Below are 19,349 nucleotides of genomic sequence, written 5' to 3'. Positions count from 1 at the left end.
GGTTAATCCTTTTCCTTGGTCGGCACGGGGCCGCGGTATTTGCTGGATGCAGCGGGCGGCACCTCGTCCGGCTCGAAAACGCCGATCAATATGCCCACCTGTTTGCCGCCGGTGCGCGCGGCGTTGATCTGCTCATCAGAAACCGTCACCCGCTGCGACATGCGGCGGCCCCATTTTCCCAACCGGTCATACATCAGGGCGATGATGTCGGCATGATCGGCGCTGTCGCCCAGATCGTCAAATTCATTTGGGTCGCTCACCAGATCAAACAGCATCGGACGAAAGCCGCCCTCGGCATGGATGAATTTCCAGCGCTGATCGGTGACCATGAACAGGCGGGCATCGCGGGGGGCAACGTCCAGTTCGGCGGCCATCGGGCTGGTCGAGTAATCATATTCGCTGATCGCGTAATCGCGCCAGTTTTCTGGGGTTTTGCCATGCAGGAAAGGCAGCAGTGATCGCCCCTCGACAATGTGGTCCGGCACCTTGCCGCCGGCCACCTCGATGAACGTGGCTGGCAGGTCGATGGATTCCACCAGCGCATCACAGGTGGTGCCACGGGTGGCATCGGCATCGGGCGAGGGTTCATAGATGATCAGCGGCACCTTGACCGATGGTTCGTGGAACAGGTCCTTTTCCCCCAGCCAGTGATCGCCCAGATAATCACCATGATCCGAGGTGATGACGATCATCGTATCCTGCATCCGCCCGTTGCGTTCCAGAAAATCGAACAGGCGGCCCATCTGGTCGTCGCATTGCTTGATCAGGCCCATATAGGCCGGGATCACCTTTTGGCGCACTTCCTCGCGGGAAAAGGCACGACCGATGCGGTTGTTCATGAAGGCCGCATAGACGGGGTGCGGATTGTCGCGCTCGCTGTCATGGCGCACAGCGGCGGGCACATGGTTTGGCCCGAACATGTCGTGATAGGGGGCGGGGACGATATAGGGCCAGTGCGGTTTGATATAGGACAGGTGGGCGCACCACGGCCCCTTGGCCTGTTCGATGAACTTGATTGCTTCACCGGTCAGCCACGGGGTTTCGCTGTCTTCTTCGGCAATATTGGCAGGCTTGTTGGCGTTGGTCATGAACCAGCCCGAGGCGATGTCGCCGCCCTCGACTGCGGCATTGGCGAAATCGGCCCAAGGGTTTTCGCCGGGGTAACCACGCGATTTCAGGTATTCGTTATAGGGCGAGCGGTTTTCGTCGTAAAACCCGTCCGGCCCCTCGGCCCACAGCCCGTCATCACGGCACCAGACATCAAACCCGCATTCCGCCTGCCGCGCGCCGATCACGCTGTCGGGCGACAGGCCAAGGCGCTCCATCCCCTCCGCATCAACCCGCATATGGGTTTTGCCAATCAGCCAGCAATCCATGCCCAACGGGCGCAAATGATCGCCCAGTGTCATTTCCCCGACCCGCAGAGGGAAGCCGTTATACTGCGCCCCGTGGGTTGATGCATAGCGGCCGGTATAGGTGCTCATCCTCGAAGCGCCGCAAACGGGGGATTGCACATAGGCACGGGTGAAGCGCACGCCGCGTTCCGCGATGCGATCGATGTTTGGCGTGTGCAGATGTGGATGGCCCGCGCAGGACAGGTAATCGAACCGCAACTGGTCGAACATGATGAACAGGATGTTTTTTGTCATGTGCCCATGGGGCCGGAAAACAGGTTAATGGTCAAGCCAGATCGGGTTGCTCCATGCTCTTTTTCCGGCATCATCAATCACCATCACCCGTATCCACGGGCTGACGGCGAAACGGTCCAGCGCGATCGAGCCTGTGGTCATGTCCTTGCCGCGAAGGGTCGAGGCGGCGATACCCTTGCCGACAACGGTAATGGTCTGCACTTTCGAGCAATCCACCTCGACCGTCAGTCGTGTCAGGCGGATGTCGTGGATTTCGGGGCCGGTCGAGGAATAGAACGTGCCGGCTCTCAGCGCGGCCAACAGGGCCTCGGGAGTGTTTTCAGCCGCCTTCACCATCACCCAGCCGCCAAAGTAATCCGGCGTATGGAAATGGGCGTCATCGGTGGCAATGCAGGTCAGCCTGCGGCCTTCGTTCAGCATGTGGTCCCAGGACAGCAACCCGTCGCCGCGATCATTTTCGATGGCACAGCCGTGGTTGTAGATTTCCACTGCATGGGCGGCAGGGATACGGCGGGCGTCGGCCTCGGTCAGGCCGGACCAGTGCGGGTGGGCGATGGCGATGAAGGCACCGGCATCCGCTGCGCGGTTGGTCAGGTCGGTGATGGTTTCGCTGCTGTCGAAATAGCGGAAATGCGGCACATCCGGCGGGGTGAAATCCTCGGGCAGGCCAACGGCCACCACATGCCACATGTCGCCATTGTCCATTGCGCTGCAATGCAGTTCCACACCATGCAGGGTGGTGAACCCGTTGTTGCGAAATTCCGAAGTGTCGGTGATCGGGTAACCGTATTGGCCAAGGAAATGATCCGTCAGGCTGATGAAATCGTAACCGGCGTCCTGATAGCGCTGGCAAACCTGATCCGGTTCAAGCGCCCCGTCGGAACGGGTGGAATGGGTGTGCAGGTTGCCACGATAAAACTGGCCGGGGGCGGTGAAGAAACGAGTGGGCATGGGATTGGCCTTTGTGCTGGATTCGCGTTGATTTAACCCAGATTGATGACAGCCATATGACGCATCTTTCCCGTCTACGACATTCCTTTGCCGAAAGCGGCATGGGCGGGGTTAAACCCCGACGAAGCGCTGCAACAGCCCTTTGTCGGCGCGTACATCATCCGGCGTCACTGTCATTGCATCGCGGCCGTTTTCGACGAACACGATCCGGTCCGCCACTTCCAGCACCGCATCCACCCGCTGTTCCACCAGTATGATCGCCACGCCCGCCTCTTTCAGCGTCACCACCACATCGCGGATCAGGGAAATCATCGAGGGCTGCAACCCCTCGGTCGGCTCGTCCAGCAACAGCACTTTGGGTTCCAGACACAGGGCGCGGGCGGTGGCCAGCATCTGTTGCTCGCCGCCTGACAGGGTTTCGGCCCGCTGGTGCAGGCGTTCGCGCAGACGCGGGAACATATCCAGCACCCGTTCGCGCACCCCGGCCCCTTTACTGCGGGTCATCAGGCCGATTTGCAGGTTCTCGGCCACCGTCATTTCCGCAAACAGCCGCCGCCCCTGCGGGATGTATCCGATCCCCAGTCTGGGCACGCGGTAGGCAGGCAGGCCGGTGATCTCGTGCCCCTCAAGCTGCATTGATCCGGCGCTGATTGGCACCAGCCCCATGATCGCTTTCATGGTGGTGGATTTCCCCGCGCCATTTCGCCCCAGCAGACACAGGATTTCCCCTGCGGCCACATTCAGCGACAGCCCGTGCAGCACCTGCACCTTGCCGTAAGCGGCGTTTATGTCGTGCAATTCCAGCATCATCCCCCCAGATAGGCCTCTTGCACATGCATGTTGGCACGGATTTCGGCGGGGGTGCCTTCGGCGATGATCCGGCCGAAATTCAGCACGGTGATGGTGTCGGCCAGCGCCATCACCACGGGGATATTGTGTTCGATCAACAGCACGGTGGTGTTGGCGGAAACCTCGCGGATCAGGGCGATGAACTCCTCGATCTCGCCGTCCGACAGCCCTTGCGTGGGTTCATCTAGGATCAGCAATTTCGGCTCCTGCCCCAGCCCCATGGCGATTTCCAGCAGGCGCTGGTGGCCATAGGCCAGATCCCCTGCCACTTGTTCTGCGCGCGCCTTAAGCCCCACACGGGCCAGCGCACCCAAGGTTTCGCGTTTCAGCGCCGCGTGGTCGCGGCCCAGCCGGTGTTGCACCGCAAGGGCGACGTTTTCATAAACCGTCAGGTTGCCGAATATCGAGGTGATCTGGAACGTATAGGCCATGCCCAGCGAAATGCGCTTGTGCGCGGGCAGGTGGGTCACGTCCTGCCCCTGAAAGGTGATTGTGCCGCTGCTGGCCGGTATCCGCCCGCACAGCATGGACACAAAGGTGGTTTTCCCTGCCCCGTTCGGGCCGATCAACGCGCGGATTTCACCCTGTGGCAGGTCAAAATCCACATCCCGCACGGCACGCAATCCGCCGAAATGGCGGCATAAATCGCGGGTGGACAGCAGGGTCACGGCAGCCATTTCAACCACCTTTCCCTGACCATGCCCATCATCCCCTTGGGCGCGAACAGGGTCAGCAACACCAGCGCGACGCCAACCACCAGCATATAGGCGTCGGTTACGCCGCTGGACAGGTCAATCAGATAAAACATGAACAACGCGCCAATCAGGGGGCCAATGACGGTGCCCGCCCCGCCCAGCAATACCCAGAGCAGCGGAAAGATCGAATAGGGCACTTGTGCGAAACTGGCGCCGACATAGCCGAACAACACGCCATAGGCCGCCCCCGCCGCGCCCGAAACCGTGCCCGACATCAGCACAGCGGACAGTTTGGCGCGCCATGTGTCATAGCCCAGCATTTTCGCCCGTTCCTCGTTTTCGCGAATGGCAATCAGCACGCGGCCCAAGGGGCTGCGCACCAGCCAGAGCGTGCCCATCAGCACAATTGAAAACAACAGCCAGGCGGCGAAATAGCGGATTGTCGGATCGCTTAAATCCAGCCCCATGATCTGGCGGCTGGCCTGTTTGATACCGAACCCTTCGTCGCCGCGGGTGATCACGCCGAAATAGAGTATGGTCAAAAACAGGGTTTGCGAGAACATCAACGTGACGATCATAAACGCCACCCCGATGGTGCGCAGCGCCAGCAGGCCGACGATCAGCGACAGGGCGAAAGCGGCGGCAATGCCCATCAGGAACGCCGGCCCGACCGGCATACCCAACTGCGTTACCGCCAGCCCCATGCCATACATGCCGGCGGCAAAGAACATCGCGTGGCCAAGGCTGAGCAGCCCCGTGTAGCCGAACATGATGTTATAGCCCATCGCAAAGGTGGCCATCACCATGATCCGCGCCAGATTGCCGTGATGATAGGCCGGCAAGGCGAATTGCAGCGCGAACAGCAGGGCAATCAGGCCAAGGTGCAGGGTCAGGGCGCGGGTCATGCCGGTTTGGCCCCGAACAGGCCCTGCGGGCGGTAAACCAGCACCATTGCTACCAGCAGGGTCGCCAGCATTTTTGCCAGTGTCGGGGTGAAAAAGACCGAGATTACGCCATCACTCATGCCGATCAGCACGGCGGCAACCACGGTGCCGCGAAAGGATCCCAGCCCGCCGATAATCACCACGATGAACGACAGCAACAGCGGATCGCCCCCCATCAGGTAATGCGCCTGCTGGATCGGCACCACCAGCACAGCGCCCAAAGCGGCCAGTGCCGCGCCCATGCCGAACACCAGCGCAAAGACGCGTTCAACCGGAATGCCGAAGGCCTGCGCGGTTTCGCTGTCCAGCTGGGTTGCCCGCAGGATAAGGCCGATTTTGCTGCGCGCCATCAACAGCCACAGGCCCAGACAGGTGACAATCGCCGCCGCGATCACGAACAGTTTGTAGCTGGTGATGCTTAACCCCCACGGCCAGTAAACCTGAAACCCCTGATCGGTGAACTCATACCACGGCAGGGCAAGGCGGGTGTTGAACGGCGGTGTGACCGGATGGGCGTCGGGGCCATAGGTCATCAGGGTGACTTGCTGGATGATATATAGCAGGCCAATGGTGGCAACGATGGTGCGCTCGGGGTCATATTCGACCCGCCGCAGCACCAGCCAGTCGGCAGCGGCGGCCATCAGGCCAACCAGCAGCGGCGCAACCACCAGTGCGACCACAAACCCAATCGCCGGATTGCCCCCCAGCATGGTGGTCACCCACCACGCCAGAACCGCGCCCAGCATGAAGAATTCGCCATGTGCCACGTTGACCACGCGCATCACGCCGAACACCAGCGACAGGCCCAAAGCCGTCAGGGTCAGGACAGAGGCCTGCACCAGACCTTCGAGCATGGCAAGCATAAGGTGGGGGCCGAATTCCATTTAGTGATCACTGATTGTTGTTTGGAGAGTGAGGCCCCGGATCGTATCCGGGGCAGCGCAGGTTAAAACGATTGCGTGGTGTAATCCACCTCGTCCGGATAAAAGCCGTCCTCAAGCGATGTGGTGTGTTGCACCACCAGCTTGCCGCCTTCGACCTTGGAAATATGCTGCGGGCCGAACACCTGATGGGTTTTGCCGTTGAACAGTTTGGCCCCTTGCGGGTGCTCGTTGCTTTCGGGCATATCGGTGATTGCCTCGACCGCCTCGATCAGCTTGGTGCGGTCCTGCGGCCCCGTGTAACCTGCCGCTTCCATGCCCTGCTTGATCACATAGAGGGTTTCCCAGCAAGCAAACATATGGGAATAGGTGGAAATATCCTTGGGATCATCCAGTGATGCACCATTGTTGTCCACACCGACCTGAGCGCGGTAGAATTTGTCGTAGTCGGTCTGATCGGCCTGCGCATAACGCGGCATGCCTTCCCAGAAATGGGTGCCTTCAAGGAATTCCAGACCCGGTGTTGCAAAATCAACCGCCTCGAGCGAATCGATAAAGCCAAAGATTTGCGGTGCGGAGGGGCCGAAAAATTCGCCCATTTCCTTGACGAAAGTCAGAACCGACGGGCCGACCATGACGTGATAGATCACCTCGGTTTCGCGCGGGATCTGCGGGAAATATTTGGTAAAGGATGTTTCGGTCGGCGGGATCGCCAGCTTGGCCACCACTTCGCCGCCCTGTGCCTCGATCGCCGCGCTAAAGAAATCGCGGTGGTTATGACCAAAGGCGAAATCGGGGAAGATCATCGTCACCTTTTTCCCCAGATTGCTGGCGACAAACGGCGCCATCGCCTGTACCTGGCTTTTCACATCGGTGATGCCCGGTTGCAGTGTGTAGCGATTCAACATGCCGCTGGCCACATGATGCCCCTCGGACACAACGAAATAAGGCATCTTCAGTTCTGCCGCACGCGGGGCTGATCCGATCACCACATGGGAAAACAGCGTGCCATAGGCAATGTCGCAGCCATGCTGGTTGGCGAATTTTTCCAGCACCTCGGCACCGCGTTTGGGGTCGGTGCCGTCGTCCTCGGCCACGATTTCAACGGGGCGACCATTGATGCCGCCGGCGTCATTGATTACCTTGGTTGCGGCCATCGTCGTGCGTTCATACCAGCGGCCATAGGCGGCACCAATGCCGGTGCGATGCACCTGAAAGCCGATCTTGATCGGCGCGCTGTGGCTACCCGCGTGGGCAAACCGCGTGACATCGGGCAGCGCCGAGGCCGCCCCTACAGCCGCCATACCCGTCAGGATCTTGCGGCGGGTTGGAAATGTTTTCTTCGCCATTTATTATTCTCCCTAAGTGTTGGTTCGACGGGCCGTTTATCAGCCTTCTGTCGTTAATAGTATCACATGCACACGGATTTTCGCCGGTGAATTCTGGCGCGGGTGCAATAGAAATTAATTCGTATACAAATAAGTTTATTGGTGCCTGTCAAGAAATTTGACGAGGGTCAATCAATAGAAACACGGCCGTTTGCGGAAATATTTTCGTTTTGGGGCGCTGTGCCAATGCGCGTTTGCAAACGCGGTGTTCAGGCATGATTGCCAGCGCCAATCATTATTTGGTACTGGCAATAATCAAGTCGCTAGGTCACAAGGTCAGGCCGCGTCATCGGTTGCGCCGGAGGTGTCACTGCGGGCGATTTCGCTGATCAAAGTGTGGATGCGCCGCTTTAGCTTCTGGTTGGTGATGCTGGACAGGATCGCGGCGATCCTTGCCGTTTCCATATCCATTGCCGGCATGCTTTCATAGCTTTCCCCCTCAAGGCCCTCAAAGAAAAACGATGGGGAAACCTTGAGCAATTTGGACAGCTCGAACATGCGGCTGGCAGAAACGCGGTTGGCGCCGGTTTCATATTTTTGCAGCTGCTGGAATGATATACCCAGCTGTTCGGCAACGTTTGACTGGGTCAGGCCGCGCACTGTGCGGATTTCCTTGATGCGTTGCCCGACATGGATATCGACTGGATGTGGCATATTGATTCTTCCGTGTTGTTTCTCGCTAAGGGGGAAATACGGATTTTGCGTTTCTATCAATTCGTTACTTATCATTCAAATCATATCTCGTTTTTACCGGTGATGGGTGATAAGTTTACCATCTCTATTTGTACGTCTTGCGAAGCTTCTACTTAAGCGATTATCACCTTACTGCGCTTTGCAAAACGGTGTTTTGTATTACGAATAAAGAAAAAGGGTGTGAAAACTAGGTAATGGGTCGATCCTCAAGTCAGGCAATTCTGTTTGAATTACTGCGATCATATACAGTGCTAGCCCGCACCCTGAATCTGTCAAAAGCAGTGCGCGAACTGGGCAGCACCCGGCAAACTGTACGGCGCCACATCAGTTTGCTGGAAGAACGCAAAGGTGAAGCGTTGTTCCGGCTAGAAGAACGCCAGTATTTTCTAACCGATGCCGGGAAGCGTTCACTGAAAGAGGCCAATGAATTATTGACGCGCAGCGAAGCCTGGCTGGATAACCATACAGGGCAGGGCGATGGCCTGTTGCAAATGGCCTTTGATGGTGACAGCGGCGAGCCTCGGTATTATCTACAACAGCATTCTTTGGATAAGTTGTGGCAGAATGGTTCGCCATTACTTCAAAGTGGATTTCAATGCTGGGCCAAGGCAAAAGGGGACATAGAAAGCCCCGAGTTCGAGCCGATCCGCCCATATTTAATGGTTTTCCGCAAGCATGACGATGACTGGATTTGCGTCGAAATTGGAAGCAAATCATCCTATGCAACATGGTATGGCTGGAGTTGGGAAAGAAGCAGTGTCGGCCGTGGAGTTGCGGATTTGCCCGGGGGTGCAGGTTATGCGACCCTGATGGCGCAGCCGTTTCAGGATGTACAGGCACGTGGGTGTGTCCGGCTTGATCATATCCATTCTGATTTGGCAGACGAAACAGGTGAAAATCTGATACCTGCCAGTTTTCAACGCCTATTGATGGGGTGCCATTTCCCGGACGGCAGTTTTGCGCTGGCAGTTCTGGTGGACCGGACCCACAATATTGATATTCCCGGTCTTGATCCGTCTGTGGCAAGGTCTATGCCGGATGAACTGGTTATGAACATTTCAGCGGCTGAATTGGGCGAAACAAGCACCTGACCCACGTGGGAAATGTCGGAGGGTAAACAATCACGAGGCGAGTGAATTCACAGCGTATTTGCAACAAACTGCATGAGCGGATTGCTGCCAGATCAAGAAACCTGAAATAGAAAAGGTTGCCGGCGAGTTCACGCATTCATGGTTATGAATGCGTCCCCGCTAGAAAACGGGGACGCAATTTCGCGATTCCCCGGCTATATTTCCTTCAGGGCGGCAATGATCCGGCCGCGCAAATCCTCGGGCTGGGCCTCGATTGCGGTCATCACACGCCGCAGTTCCGAGCGTACCCCGTGCAGCTGGTCAATCAATGATAGAACCACCCCGAGCGCATCCCCTTGCAGATCAAACTGTTCGTCCAGATCGCAGATCAGTTCGATCCGCGCCAGATCGGCGGCTGTGTAAACCGGTCCGCTTTCCGATTGCGCGGGGCTCAGGAATTCATGCTGCACATAGGTGGTCAGGCGCGACGGGGTCAGGCGGGTGATGGTGGTGATCACCTGTTCTTCGGAATAAAAACGGGTCATGATGTCATTCCTTTCCGCGGATCATAGGCGTGGTCCTTGCGCCAGTCCTGCATGAACTTTTCCAGATCGGCATCGACGTTGGGCGGCATCTTGATTTGCAGCTCGACCTTTTGATCGCCCTTCTTGCTGCCACGTTTAACCCCTTTGCCGCGCAGGCGCAGGGTTTGGCCGGAACTGGCGCCTTTGGGGATGGTCAGGTTTACGGTGCCGTGGATGGTCGGGGTGGGCACCTTGCCACCCAGAACGGCCTCGTCAATGGTGATCGGCAGGGTGATGTGGATATCGTCGCCTTCGCGTTTGAAGACCTTGTGCGGGCGCACGTTGATGGTGACATAGGCGTCGCCACGCGGCCCTTTGCCGTATCCTTCGCCCCCTTTGCCGCGCAGGCGGATGGTTTGCCCGTCGCGGGTGCCTTCGGGGATTTTGACCTCGAGGTTATCACCCGATGGCAGGGTGATGCGTTTCTTGCCGCCCTTTACGGCATCCATGAAATCGACCTCGAGCATGTAGCGGGCATCGGCACCACGGGCGTCAAACCCTCGGCCGCCAAAGCCTGCACCGGCCCCGCCAGCCCCACCTTGGGCCTGCCGTTGGCGAAGGATGTCGGCAAAGATATCGGACATATCGCCGAAATCCTCGTAGCCGTGGGTGTTGCCATAGCCATGCCCCGGCTGTTCGGCGTAATCGCGATAGAATTTGCGTTCAGGCTGTTTTTCGGCCCCTGTTGCATCAATTTCGCCCGCATCGAAACGGCGGCGTTGTTCGGGGTCTTTCAACAGGTCATAGGCCATCGAGGCGGCCTTGAATTTGGCTTCGGCGGTGCTGTCGCCCGGATTCAGGTCCGGGTGGTGTGTGCGCGCGATCTTGCGATAGGCCTTTTTGATCTCTGCGTCTGTCGCGGATTTCTTGAGGCCGAGTGCGCTATATGGGTCGTTGCTCATCGGCGTATGCTCCAAAATTCTGGTGTTGCATTGAATATAGGCACGCTGCGGCAGGAATAAAGGTGGAAATGACGTTTTTCGATGTCGTTTTTGGCTGGTAAGGGTCGGCTGCCGTTTGACCCGCGCACGCGCGATGCGGCATGTTCAGTGCAACAAGAATTCGGTGGAGAGTCGGCTATGAAAACGCAAGTCAAAGCATTGGTTGTCGGGGGCGGGGCTGTTGGCACCGCGATTGCCTATCATCTGGCCAAGGCGGGTTGGGACGATGTGGTCCTGCTGGAGCGTGACGAGCTGACAAGCGGGTCTACATGGCACGCCGCCGGCCTGCTGCCGCTGTTCAACATGTCCTATGCCACCACCCATATCCATAAATACTCGGTCGAGTTTTATAAATCGCTCGAGGAAGAAACCGGTCTGAATGCCGGTTTTGCTGTGGTGGGCAACCTGCGGATGGCGCAGACACAGGAACGCATGAATGAATATATGCTTTATGCGTCCACTGCCGAAACCTGCGATGTGCCGTTTGAATGGCTGACGCCCGAACAGATCAAAGAACGCTGGCCACTGATCCGCACCGACGATCTGAAGGGTGCGCTGTATCACAATACCGACGGCTATATTAACCCCGCCGATGTGACCATGGCGATGGCCAAGGGCGCGCGCCAGCGGGGCGTTGAAATTATCCGCAAGATGCAGGTGGATGCCTATCACTGGAACGGTGAAGCCTGGGAAGTGACCTGCACCAAGATGGTGGAAAAGGGCGGCAATCTGGTGCCCTCTGACGAACAGGTGGTGATCACGGCGGAACATGTGGTGACGGCCACGGGCAACCACGCGCAGCGCACCGCGAAACTGCTGGGCATCAAGATTCCGGCCATTGTGGTGGAACACCAGTTCATCGTGATGGAGCAGGATCCCGCATTGGTCGAATTCCGCAAGGACCACCCCGAACACCCCGTTATCCGCGATGCCGATGCGCAAAGTTATGTGCGCGAGGAACGCGGCGGCTGGATTCTGGGCATCTATGAAAAAGGCGCGCCCGCGCGGTTTGAATATGGCGTGCCCGACAGTTTCCGCGCCGATTTGTTCCCGCTGGATCTGGACCGGATCGAGGAACAGTATCTGGCGATGATCCACCGGATTCCGTCCTGTGAAAACTCGGGCCTGAAGGATGATTTCAACGGTCCGATCTGCTACACCCCCGACGGCAATCCGCTGGTCGGTCCGGCCCCGGGCCTGCGCAACATGTGGCTGGCCGAAGGGTTTTCCTTCGGCATCACCGCCGCCGGTGGCACGGGGTATTATCTGGCGCAGATGATGGTGGATGGAGAGGCCGAGATCGACATGGCGTCGCTGGACCCCAAGCGTTACGGCGACTGGATGACCACCGAATACGGTGCCCGCAAAAACGAAGAATGTTACGAACACGTCTACATCCTGCACCACCCCGACGAAGAACGCCCCGCCTGTCGCCCCTTGCGCACCGCGCCTTGCTATGACCGGATGAAAGCGGCTGGCGCGCAGTTCGGTTGCGTGAATGGCTGGGAGCGCCCGAACTATTTCGCGCCCGAAGGGTTTAGCGACCATGACGCGCGCTCGTTCAGGCGTGGCGGCTGGTGGCAATATGCGGTGGACGAGGCCAGGGCGATCCGCGAAAACGTCGGTCTGATCGACGCCACCGCCTTTACAAAACACCGCGTCAAAGGGCCGGGGGCGACGGCCTTTTTGGACTGGTTCACCTGTAACAAGCTGCCCCGCGTGGGCCGCATCAACCTGACCTATGCGCTGACACCGGCGGGCACCACCCGCACCGAATACACCATCGTGCGCGAGGGCGAGGACGAATACTATCTGGTCTCGGCCGGTGCGTGGACCGAATATGACGCCGATTACCTGCGCAAATGTGCCGCCGACAAGGCCGGTGAATTCGGCTATATCGAAATCCAGAACGTCACCACGCAATATGGTGTGTTCGCCATCGCCGGTCCCAAATCGCGCGATGTGCTTAAGAAAATCATCAGCGATGCCGAGCCGGATACCGCCCTGTCCAACAAACGCTTTCCCTGGCTGTCGGCCAAACAGATCGAACTGGGCATGTGTCCGGTCAACGCGATCCGCGTGGCCTATACCGGTGAGCTGGGCTGGGAGCTGCACCACCCGATCGAGATGCAGAACTATCTGTTCGATCTGATCATGAAAGCAGGCGAGGAATACGGGTTGAAACTGGTCGGGGCGCGGGCGCAGAACTGGTTGCGGCAGGAAAAATCCTATCGTGCGTTCGGCACCGAACTGGGCCGCGATGCAACGCCACTCGAGGCCGATTTGCCGCGTTTCGTGAATATGGACAAGGACTATCAGGGCAAAGACGCGATGTTGGCCACAGGTGTCCGCAGCAAATGTGTCACCCTGTTGATCGACGGGCCGCAGGATGCCGACCCGTGGGGCCGCGAGGCATTGATCCATGATGGCAAACGCGTCGGGCGTCTGACATCTGGTGGCTATTCGGTGGCTTTTGGAAAATCCATCGGCATGGGCTATGTGCCGCCGGAACTGACCAAGGTTGGCACAAAACTGAAGGTGCGCATGTTCCGCGAGTTGTGGGATGCGGTGGTGGTCGAGGACAGCCCGTATGATCCGAAAAACGAAAGCATAAGAGTGGATGGCTGAGGCTTGATGCGCATGGCCGGCATATCCTGTCCTGCGCGTTGGGCATCGTGACTGGCCGCAACCGGTTTTTAATGCCATAAACGTTGCCAAACAACCTGTGAGCCGGAGAACCGCTATGCAATGCTATAACCATGACGATCAAAATGCTGTTGGTTTGTGCAAGGCCTGCGGCAAGGGGCTGTGCCATGACTGTGCTGCTGATCTTGGACACGGGCTGGCCTGTAAAGGCGTACATGAGGACAAGGTGACAAGTCTGAACCAGATCACAACAAAAAGCGCCGAAATTTACAATGCCGCGCCAAAGAACGCGTTGATTGCGCCTTTGTTTGTTCTGGCAATGGGGGCGATTTTTATTGGGTCGGGGTTTTACTATGGTATTGGGCGGAGCACGTTATCGACCACTATGGGGGTATTATTTGCTGTTTACGGTCTTGTAATGCTGGTTCGTAATCGCGCCCTTTACGGTAAAGACCGGTCCTGACCAATCAAGGGCAGGACCAGCCTGAACATGTTATCAGTTGTTGCCGCGACCGAAATCATCGGCGGTGATGGTGCCGTCGCCGTTTTTGTCCATCATCGCGTACCAGTCATCGGTGCGGCCCATGAATTCTTCCCGGCTGACCTGACCGTCGCCGTTCACATCGTTGAATTGCATGGTCATACCTTCGCCACGACCGTATTCACCACCGCCTTTGCCCATACCACGGCCCTGACCCATTCCCTTGCCTTGACCCATGCCGCCACCTTGCTGCATGGATTCGTGATCGGCGGCGCGGGCTTCGTCAAACGCGGCGTAATCGCTGGCCGACAGGATGCCGTCATCGTTTTCGTCGAATGTAGTGAAAATGTCGCCGCGCCGTTCTACGGCCTCTTCTTTGGTGACCTGACCGTCCTCGTTGAAATCCCAGTTTTCGATGAAATGGCCACCGGGCACGGTTTGCTGGGCGTAAGCCACAGAACCAAGGGCGATAGCGGCAATCAGTAGGGGGATGCGTTTCATTTTGTTGTCCTTTTCACATTCGGATTATTGAATTAGTTAAGGTTATACGCACCCCCGCCGATTTTCCGTCGCGAAAAATCAGGTTTCCTGTTTTTTCGCCATCTGGTCCCATACTTCCAGTGCCTTGGCGGCATACATCAGGGCCGGACCGCCCCCCATCTGGATGTTCATTGCCAGCACATCGGCCAGCTCCTCGCGGGTGCCGCCGGCGCGGATCAAGGCCTCGACGTGAAAGCCGATACAGGGATCGCAGCGTTCGGAAATCGAAATTGCCAGTGCAAGAAATTCCTTGGTTTTCACATCCAGTGTGCCGTTGTCCTTGACGGCTTTGCTAAGGGTGGAAAAACCGGCAGCGGTTTCGGGGATCAGTTTGTTCATTTCGCGAATTTTCGCCCGCATATCGCGGCTGTTTTCTTTCCAGTCCATTGTCCTGTTCCTTGTTTTTGGTTTGCTGGGTTTGGACCGGATCAAAAGGGTGGTCTTTGACATTGATCAAGTGGGGCTGTGGTGAATTGGCACGGGTAAGCCATGGTTTGTCTGCTAAAACCCCATCCGCACTTTTTGGGTGAAATCAAGGGTTTGCGGTGGGCTGCTTGACGTAAGGTCACACAACTAAATGTCGTAAAAAGAATGTGTTGTTTTACAGCCTATGGCTGTGCACCCTAGTGGGAATAGCAATAAAACAGGGAATTTCGATATGAAACCGACAAATGTCAGGGCCTTTCTGGGCGGATTGATTGGCTGTTTCGCGGCCTCTTTAGTGATGCAATATCTGGTGCCTATGGTGGGTGGAATGTCGATTGATGCAGCCGCATTGCTGGGTGGATTGTTTGGCAGCTGGACTGCAGGGATGATGGTTCATGTATTGCTGGGGGTTGTTGTTTTTCCGCTGCTGTATGTGCTGGTGTTCTATCACCTGATAGGTGGCACACCGTTTGTGCGCGGGCTGGTTTACGGCGTTGCACTGTGGTTACTGGCCGTTGTGGTGGTGATGCCGATTGCCGGTGCGGGCGTGTTGATGAGCAACGTTGGTGGCATGATGGCGGTGATTGCCTCGCTGGTGGCGCATCTGCTGTATGGCGGTATTCTGGGCGCGGTTGCCGGTCACGGCCCGATGCGCAAGACCTAGGAAAACCGTGACGGCGATAGGGCGCGGGCGATATCGGCGCCGATTTCCGGTGCCTGCCCTGTGACCAGATCGGCAATCAGGCGGCTGGCGGCGGGGGCGGTTTGAAAGCCATATCCGCCCTGACCGCCCAGCCAGTAAAATGTCGGATCAGACACATCCGCCCCGATCACCAATGCACGGTCGGGGGAAAAGGTGCGCAAGCCCGCCCAGGATGTTTCAAGTCGCGTGACGGGTTGGGTGACCATTTCCTCGTAACGGGCCAGCCCTTCGGCCAGAACCATATCGTCGGCCCATGCGTCATGCGGGTCCACGGGGTCTTCGTCGGAGGGTGAAACGATCCACTTGCCCGCGTCCGGTTTTGCGTACCAGCGTTCATTTACCCCGTCCAGAAACGGCCACGTTGAAACATCATGTCCGCCGGGGGCCGGGATGCGGGCCATTGAACGGCGGTAGGGTTGAAACCCCAGCGGCGCGATACCGGAAAGGCGGGCGATTTCGTCAACCCATGCGCCAGCGGCGTTGATCAGGATGCTGGCGTGGTAGGTTTCCGCACCGGCCTGCACCTGCCAGACATTCGCTGTTTTGCTGATAGCTGTGGCCTGTGCTTTTTGCACGATGTTAACGTCATCACGCCGCGCCTGCGCGGTATAGCTTTGCAACAGGCGGTCGGCGTCCAGATCATGCGCATCGGCGCGGTAGGCGGCATAGGCGCTGGTTTTTGGGTTCAGGATCGGCACATGGGCGCGGGCCTGATCCATGCCGATTTCCTGCATGTTGAAATGGGTGGCCTCGGCCACGAAATCATCGCGTTCATGCGGGCGGGCGACCATCATCATGCCGCGCCGGGACAGGATACCGGCGGCCTCGTGATGGTCCGCACTGGCGTAGTTCAGGGCGCGCACCACGTCGTTGCCGTAATCCTTCAGGAACATCGCGGCCGAGCGGCCCGAGGCATGATAGCCAAGCGCGTCTTCGGCTTCCAGCAAAGTGACTGTTGCCTGCGGTGCCAAGGCAGCCGCCGCGGAAAGACCGGCGATACCGCCGCCGATGATCAGAATGTCGGTTTTCATACGTCGTCGAGCCTGTCTGTTGCAGGAGGTGGTGTGGGCGAAAGGGCGGTGATCTCGGTGTATAATTCAGCGGGCATCCGGTAGGTCAGTGCCGCCAGCGAGGGCTGCAATTGCTCTATGGTGCGGGCGCTGATGATCGGAGCGGTGATGGCCGGGTTTTGGGCCACCCACGCCACGGCCAATGTTGCCGGATGGATCCCCTCGCGCCGGGCAATGGTGGCAAGCTGTTTGGCCGCCTTATGCATCCAGTCGGGGCCATAGCGCACGGCATAGCCTTTGTCTTCGGACAGGCGCCCCTTGGTTCCTGTCGTATACTTGCCGGTCAGCAACCCGCCACCAAGCGGCGAATAGGGGGCAACCATGAACCCTTCGGACACGGCCATGGGCAGGATTTCGACTTCGACCTGCCGTTTCACCAGATTGTACATCGGTTGCAGAATGTCGATGCGGGTACCGAATGTTTTGGCGACAGCCTGGGCCTTCATCACCTGCCATGCGGAAAAGTTGGACACACCGATTGCGCCTATTTTGCCGTGTTGTTGCAGGGTGGCGAGGGCATCGAACGAGCGTTCCAGCGGGGTTTCCCCGTCCCAGCGATGCAGATAGAAAACGTCGATGAAATCCATGCCCAAACGTGTGCGGCTGGTGTCCAGACTGCGGTTGATGTTCTCCGCTGTGCTGGGGCCGGAAAAATCGCATTTGGTTGCGATAACCAATGCATCGCGTTCGGGGGCTGCGAATTCCCCTAGCAGGGTTTCCGATGCGCCGTCTGTATAGGCAAAGGCGGTGTCAAAGAAGGTGATACCGGCGGCGCGGCTGGCGTCATACATGGCACGGCTTTGCGCGGCATCGGCGCGGCCGCCAAATTGCATGGTGCCAAAGCAGTATCTGGATGACGGGGTGCCGTTTGGGCTGATCAACTGGTTTTCCATAGCCAAGTTGTGCCATGGTCTGACCAAAAGGAAAAGGCCCAGCCGGGGCTGGACCTTTGCAATATTTTCCCTGCCACAAGGGCAGGGCGATTGGCGCCTAGTTGGGAATTTCGCCCTCAATCCCTTCAACGTAGAAACCCATGCCGGCCAAAGTGCCGTCATCGGCAACTTCACCGTCTGCCAGCCATGCGCTGCCGTCCTGCTTGTTCAGCGGGCCGGTGAACGGATGGTAGGTGCCAGCGGCGATGCTGTCGGCCAGTGCCTGTGCCTCGGCCTTGACGTCATCAGGAAGCGAATCCGAGAACGGTGCCAGAACAACCATGCCTTCTTTCATGCCGTCCCAGGTGTTGCCGGATGTCCATGTGCCGTCGATGACGGCTTTGGTGCGGGCAACATAGTAGGGGTCCCAGTCGTCAATGATGGCTGTCAGCTGTGCTGTGGGGCCGAATTTCGACATGTCCGAGGCCTGACCGAATGCATAGATGCCTTTTTCTTCGGCAATGGTCATGGCGGCAGGGGAATCGGTATGCTGCATGATTACATCAACACCCTGTTCGATCAGCGCGGTGGCCGCGTCAGCCTCTTTGGCGGGGTCAAACCATGTGTAGACCCAAACCACCTTGAACTCGACATCCGGGTTCACCTTTTTGGCGTGGATATAGGCCGAGTTGATGCCACGGATAACTTCGGGGATCGGGAAGGATGCGATATAGCCGATCTTGTTGGTTTTGGTCATGCGTCCGGCGATGGTACCGATCACGGCGCGCCCTTCATAGAAACGGGCCGAGTATGTGGCGACGTTATCGGCCTGTTTGTAACCAGTGGCATGTTCAAACCGCACATCGGGGAATTTGGCGGCCACATTCTGCACCGCGTCCATATAACCAAAGGATGTGGCGTAGATCAGCTTGGTGCCCGACAGCGCCATTTGCGTCAGAACGCGTTCGGCATCGGCCCCTTCTGGAACGCTTTCGACATAGGTGGTTTCGACAGCGTCGCCCAATTCCTTTTCGATCGCCTGGCGGCCCTGGTCATGCTGGTAAGTCCAGCCGAAATCGCCGGTCGGGCCGACGTAGATAAAGCCGACTTTCAGTTTTTCTTCGGCAAAAGCCGCCGTCGAAAGGCCAAGAGCCAGTACAGCCCCCGTCAGAATGGATTTGAATGATACCATGTTAGTCTCCCTGTTGTGTATCCTGAGCAGAATCGGTGTGTTTCTTCTTCTTTTTCTTCTTTACCCGTTTTGGCGCGGTTTGTGTCTCTAAAAGTGCAGCGGTGACAATCGCGGCAGGCACCGCGACCACGCCAAGGCCGATAAACAGCACAAATGTTGTGAATATCCGCCCGCCGGTGGTGATTGGCACCAGATCGCCATAGCCAACCGTGGTTAATGATGCGACGGCCCACCACAGGCTTATCGGGATCGAGGAAAATGCGTCTGGCTGGGTCTCGTGTTCGAACAGATAGATGCCAACCGCGCTGACATAGAGCACCAGACCGGCGATAATGGCGAAAATCACCAACTCGCCTTTGACATCGGAAAAGGCGCGGGTCAGCCGGTCAAACGCCAGCGAGGTGCGGAACAGTTTGAACAGCCGCACCAGCCGGATCAGGCGCAGGGTGCGGATGGCCTGCCACTCCTCTTGTATCAGCAGCAAGGCGGGCAGGCAGGCCAGCAGGTCGATGATGCCCCAGAAGCTGAAGATATAACGCAAGGGCTGTGCCGAACAGATGACGCGCAGGACATATTCGGTGACGAACACCGTCAGGATGAAGATTTCGAAATAGAACAGCGCATTATGGATTACCGGCGGAAAACTATCCACAGTTTCCAGCGAAATTGCCAGCGCCGACAGCAGGATCAGCGCGTGCAGGATGAAGGCAACGGTGCGCCCCACCTGACCGTGGTGGCCGTCCAGTATCTCGATCACATCGCGACGGGTCATGG

At 57.9% G+C, this 19,349-nt stretch carries 20 protein-coding genes; 4 read left to right on the top strand and 16 right to left on the bottom strand.

All coding sequences use genetic code 11. The features are described from left to right. Positions 1 to 2 precede the first annotated feature (2 nt). From BAR1_RS13090 to BAR1_RS13055, 8 genes are all read right to left on the bottom strand, one after another. Positions 3 to 1,649, bottom strand: coding sequence for a sulfatase-like hydrolase/transferase (locus BAR1_RS13090; RefSeq protein WP_118943428.1), 1,647 nt, complete (start codon positions 1,647 to 1,649; stop codon positions 3 to 5). Between the two features lie 24 nt (positions 1,650 to 1,673). Next, positions 1,674 to 2,600, bottom strand: coding sequence for a CehA/McbA family metallohydrolase (locus BAR1_RS13085; protein ID WP_118943427.1), 927 nt, complete (start codon positions 2,598 to 2,600; stop codon positions 1,674 to 1,676). Positions 2,601 to 2,711: 111 nt separating this feature from the next. Beyond that, positions 2,712 to 3,407, bottom strand: a complete 696-nt coding sequence (locus BAR1_RS13080; RefSeq protein WP_118944481.1) for an ABC transporter ATP-binding protein — start codon at positions 3,405 to 3,407, stop codon at positions 2,712 to 2,714. Further along, positions 3,407 to 4,117: an ABC transporter ATP-binding protein gene (locus tag BAR1_RS13075; RefSeq protein ID WP_228408860.1), complete on the bottom strand. Its 711-nt coding sequence runs from the start codon at positions 4,115 to 4,117 to the stop codon at positions 3,407 to 3,409. The genes BAR1_RS13080 and BAR1_RS13075 overlap by 1 nt, the downstream gene beginning before the upstream one ends. Beyond that, positions 4,114 to 5,049 carry a branched-chain amino acid ABC transporter permease gene (locus tag BAR1_RS13070; protein WP_118943425.1) on the bottom strand — a complete coding sequence of 312 codons (936 nt, stop codon included), beginning with the start codon at positions 5,047 to 5,049 and terminating at the stop codon, positions 4,114 to 4,116. Before BAR1_RS13070 ends, BAR1_RS13075 begins: the two co-directional genes overlap by 4 nt. Continuing rightward, positions 5,046 to 5,972, bottom strand: coding sequence for a branched-chain amino acid ABC transporter permease (locus BAR1_RS13065; protein ID WP_118943424.1), 927 nt, complete (start codon positions 5,970 to 5,972; stop codon positions 5,046 to 5,048). Before BAR1_RS13065 ends, BAR1_RS13070 begins: the two co-directional genes overlap by 4 nt. A gap of 62 nt (positions 5,973 to 6,034) precedes the next feature. Then, positions 6,035 to 7,318, bottom strand: a complete 1,284-nt coding sequence (locus BAR1_RS13060; protein WP_118943423.1) for an ABC transporter substrate-binding protein — start codon at positions 7,316 to 7,318, stop codon at positions 6,035 to 6,037. Between the two features lie 315 nt (positions 7,319 to 7,633). Beyond that, positions 7,634 to 8,011, bottom strand: coding sequence for a helix-turn-helix domain-containing protein (locus tag BAR1_RS13055; protein ID WP_118943422.1), 378 nt, complete (start codon positions 8,009 to 8,011; stop codon positions 7,634 to 7,636). Between the two features lie 233 nt (positions 8,012 to 8,244). Here BAR1_RS13055 and BAR1_RS13050 point away from each other — a divergent pair, with 233 nt between their 5' ends. Beyond that, positions 8,245 to 9,141, top strand: coding sequence for a helix-turn-helix domain-containing protein (locus BAR1_RS13050; RefSeq protein ID WP_118943421.1), 897 nt, complete (start codon positions 8,245 to 8,247; stop codon positions 9,139 to 9,141). A gap of 194 nt (positions 9,142 to 9,335) precedes the next feature. On the opposite strand, the gene BAR1_RS13045 is transcribed toward BAR1_RS13050, so the two are convergent. After that, positions 9,336 to 9,665 carry a MerR family transcriptional regulator gene (locus BAR1_RS13045; protein ID WP_118943420.1) on the bottom strand — a complete coding sequence of 110 codons (330 nt, stop codon included), beginning with the start codon at positions 9,663 to 9,665 and terminating at the stop codon, positions 9,336 to 9,338. Next, the gene (locus tag BAR1_RS13040) at positions 9,662 to 10,606 is read right to left on the bottom strand and encodes a DnaJ C-terminal domain-containing protein (RefSeq protein ID WP_118943419.1); all 945 of its coding nucleotides are present in this window, start codon (positions 10,604 to 10,606) and stop codon (positions 9,662 to 9,664) included. Before BAR1_RS13040 ends, BAR1_RS13045 begins: the two co-directional genes overlap by 4 nt. A gap of 177 nt (positions 10,607 to 10,783) precedes the next feature. Here BAR1_RS13040 and BAR1_RS13035 point away from each other — a divergent pair, with 177 nt between their 5' ends. Next, entirely contained in the window at positions 10,784 to 13,273 is a 2,490-nt protein-coding gene (locus BAR1_RS13035) for a GcvT family protein (protein ID WP_118944480.1), read from the top strand. A 115-nt stretch (positions 13,274 to 13,388) separates the two neighbouring features. Beyond that, entirely contained in the window at positions 13,389 to 13,754 is a 366-nt protein-coding gene (locus BAR1_RS13030) for a hypothetical protein (protein ID WP_118943418.1), read from the top strand. 33 nt (positions 13,755 to 13,787) lie between these two features. On the opposite strand, the gene BAR1_RS13025 is transcribed toward BAR1_RS13030, so the two are convergent. Both BAR1_RS13025 and BAR1_RS13020 read right to left on the bottom strand, forming a co-directional pair. Then, entirely contained in the window at positions 13,788 to 14,273 is a 486-nt protein-coding gene (locus tag BAR1_RS13025) for an EF-hand domain-containing protein (RefSeq protein WP_118943417.1), read from the bottom strand. Positions 14,274 to 14,351: 78 nt separating this feature from the next. Then, positions 14,352 to 14,699 (bottom strand): carboxymuconolactone decarboxylase family protein, encoded by a 348-nt coding sequence (locus tag BAR1_RS13020; RefSeq protein WP_118943416.1) that lies wholly within the window; start codon positions 14,697 to 14,699, stop codon positions 14,352 to 14,354. A gap of 271 nt (positions 14,700 to 14,970) precedes the next feature. On the opposite strand from BAR1_RS13020, the gene BAR1_RS13015 reads away from it, so the two are divergent. Then, a complete protein-coding gene (locus BAR1_RS13015) occupies positions 14,971 to 15,402 on the top strand; it encodes a DUF6789 family protein (protein ID WP_118943415.1) in 432 nt (143 codons plus the stop codon). Here the strand turns inward: BAR1_RS13015 and BAR1_RS13010 are convergent. The 4 genes from BAR1_RS13010 to BAR1_RS12995 form a co-directional block, all read right to left on the bottom strand. Next, a complete protein-coding gene (locus tag BAR1_RS13010; RefSeq protein ID WP_118943414.1) occupies positions 15,399 to 16,472 on the bottom strand; it encodes an NAD(P)/FAD-dependent oxidoreductase in 1,074 nt (357 codons plus the stop codon). The genes BAR1_RS13015 and BAR1_RS13010 overlap by 4 nt on opposite strands. Further along, a complete protein-coding gene (locus BAR1_RS13005) occupies positions 16,469 to 17,404 on the bottom strand; it encodes an aldo/keto reductase (protein ID WP_118943413.1) in 936 nt (311 codons plus the stop codon). Before BAR1_RS13005 ends, BAR1_RS13010 begins: the two co-directional genes overlap by 4 nt. Positions 17,405 to 17,501: 97 nt before the next feature. Beyond that, the gene (locus tag BAR1_RS13000; protein WP_118943412.1) at positions 17,502 to 18,575 is read right to left on the bottom strand and encodes a BMP family ABC transporter substrate-binding protein; all 1,074 of its coding nucleotides are present in this window, start codon (positions 18,573 to 18,575) and stop codon (positions 17,502 to 17,504) included. 1 nt (position 18,576) lies between these two features. Continuing rightward, positions 18,577 to 19,347, bottom strand: coding sequence for an ion transporter (locus tag BAR1_RS12995; RefSeq protein WP_118943411.1), 771 nt, complete (start codon positions 19,345 to 19,347; stop codon positions 18,577 to 18,579). Positions 19,348 to 19,349 lie beyond the last annotated feature (2 nt).

Source organism: Profundibacter amoris (genome assembly GCF_003544895.1).
In the GTDB taxonomy this organism is placed as follows: Bacteria; Pseudomonadota; Alphaproteobacteria; order Rhodobacterales; family Rhodobacteraceae; genus Profundibacter; species Profundibacter amoris.
The sequence above is the reverse complement of the archived record's forward strand: the minus strand, read 5'-3'. Positions and strand labels throughout refer to the sequence as shown.

Bases quoted from the DNA above. Each gene is read 5' to 3' on its own strand.
- BAR1_RS13055 (WP_118943422.1), bottom strand. From the start codon at position 8,011: ATGCCACATCCAGTCGATATCCATGTCGGGCAACGCATCAAGGAAATC.
- BAR1_RS13085 (WP_118943427.1), bottom strand. From the start codon at position 2,600: ATGCCCACTCGTTTCTTCACCGCCCCCGGCCAGTTTTATCGTGGCAAC.
- BAR1_RS13080 (WP_118944481.1), bottom strand. From the start codon at position 3,407: ATGCTGGAATTGCACGACATAAACGCCGCTTACGGCAAGGTGCAGGTG.
- BAR1_RS13035 (WP_118944480.1), top strand. From the start codon at position 10,784: ATGAAAACGCAAGTCAAAGCATTGGTTGTCGGGGGCGGGGCTGTTGGC.
- BAR1_RS13040 (WP_118943419.1), bottom strand. From the start codon at position 10,606: ATGAGCAACGACCCATATAGCGCACTCGGCCTCAAGAAATCCGCGACA.
- BAR1_RS13030 (WP_118943418.1), top strand. From the start codon at position 13,389: ATGCAATGCTATAACCATGACGATCAAAATGCTGTTGGTTTGTGCAAG.
- BAR1_RS13060 (WP_118943423.1), bottom strand. From the start codon at position 7,318: ATGGCGAAGAAAACATTTCCAACCCGCCGCAAGATCCTGACGGGTATG.
- BAR1_RS13015 (WP_118943415.1), top strand. From the start codon at position 14,971: ATGAAACCGACAAATGTCAGGGCCTTTCTGGGCGGATTGATTGGCTGT.
- BAR1_RS13025 (WP_118943417.1), bottom strand. From the start codon at position 14,273: ATGAAACGCATCCCCCTACTGATTGCCGCTATCGCCCTTGGTTCTGTG.
- BAR1_RS13090 (WP_118943428.1), bottom strand. From the start codon at position 1,649: ATGACAAAAAACATCCTGTTCATCATGTTCGACCAGTTGCGGTTCGAT.
- BAR1_RS13050 (WP_118943421.1), top strand. From the start codon at position 8,245: ATGGGTCGATCCTCAAGTCAGGCAATTCTGTTTGAATTACTGCGATCA.
- BAR1_RS13020 (WP_118943416.1), bottom strand. From the start codon at position 14,699: ATGGACTGGAAAGAAAACAGCCGCGATATGCGGGCGAAAATTCGCGAA.
- BAR1_RS13005 (WP_118943413.1), bottom strand. From the start codon at position 17,404: ATGGAAAACCAGTTGATCAGCCCAAACGGCACCCCGTCATCCAGATAC.
- BAR1_RS13010 (WP_118943414.1), bottom strand. From the start codon at position 16,472: ATGAAAACCGACATTCTGATCATCGGCGGCGGTATCGCCGGTCTTTCC.
- BAR1_RS13065 (WP_118943424.1), bottom strand. From the start codon at position 5,972: ATGGAATTCGGCCCCCACCTTATGCTTGCCATGCTCGAAGGTCTGGTG.
- BAR1_RS12995 (WP_118943411.1), bottom strand. From the start codon at position 19,347: ATGACCCGTCGCGATGTGATCGAGATACTGGACGGCCACCACGGTCAG.
- BAR1_RS13070 (WP_118943425.1), bottom strand. From the start codon at position 5,049: ATGACCCGCGCCCTGACCCTGCACCTTGGCCTGATTGCCCTGCTGTTC.
- BAR1_RS13000 (WP_118943412.1), bottom strand. From the start codon at position 18,575: ATGGTATCATTCAAATCCATTCTGACGGGGGCTGTACTGGCTCTTGGC.
- BAR1_RS13045 (WP_118943420.1), bottom strand. From the start codon at position 9,665: ATGACCCGTTTTTATTCCGAAGAACAGGTGATCACCACCATCACCCGC.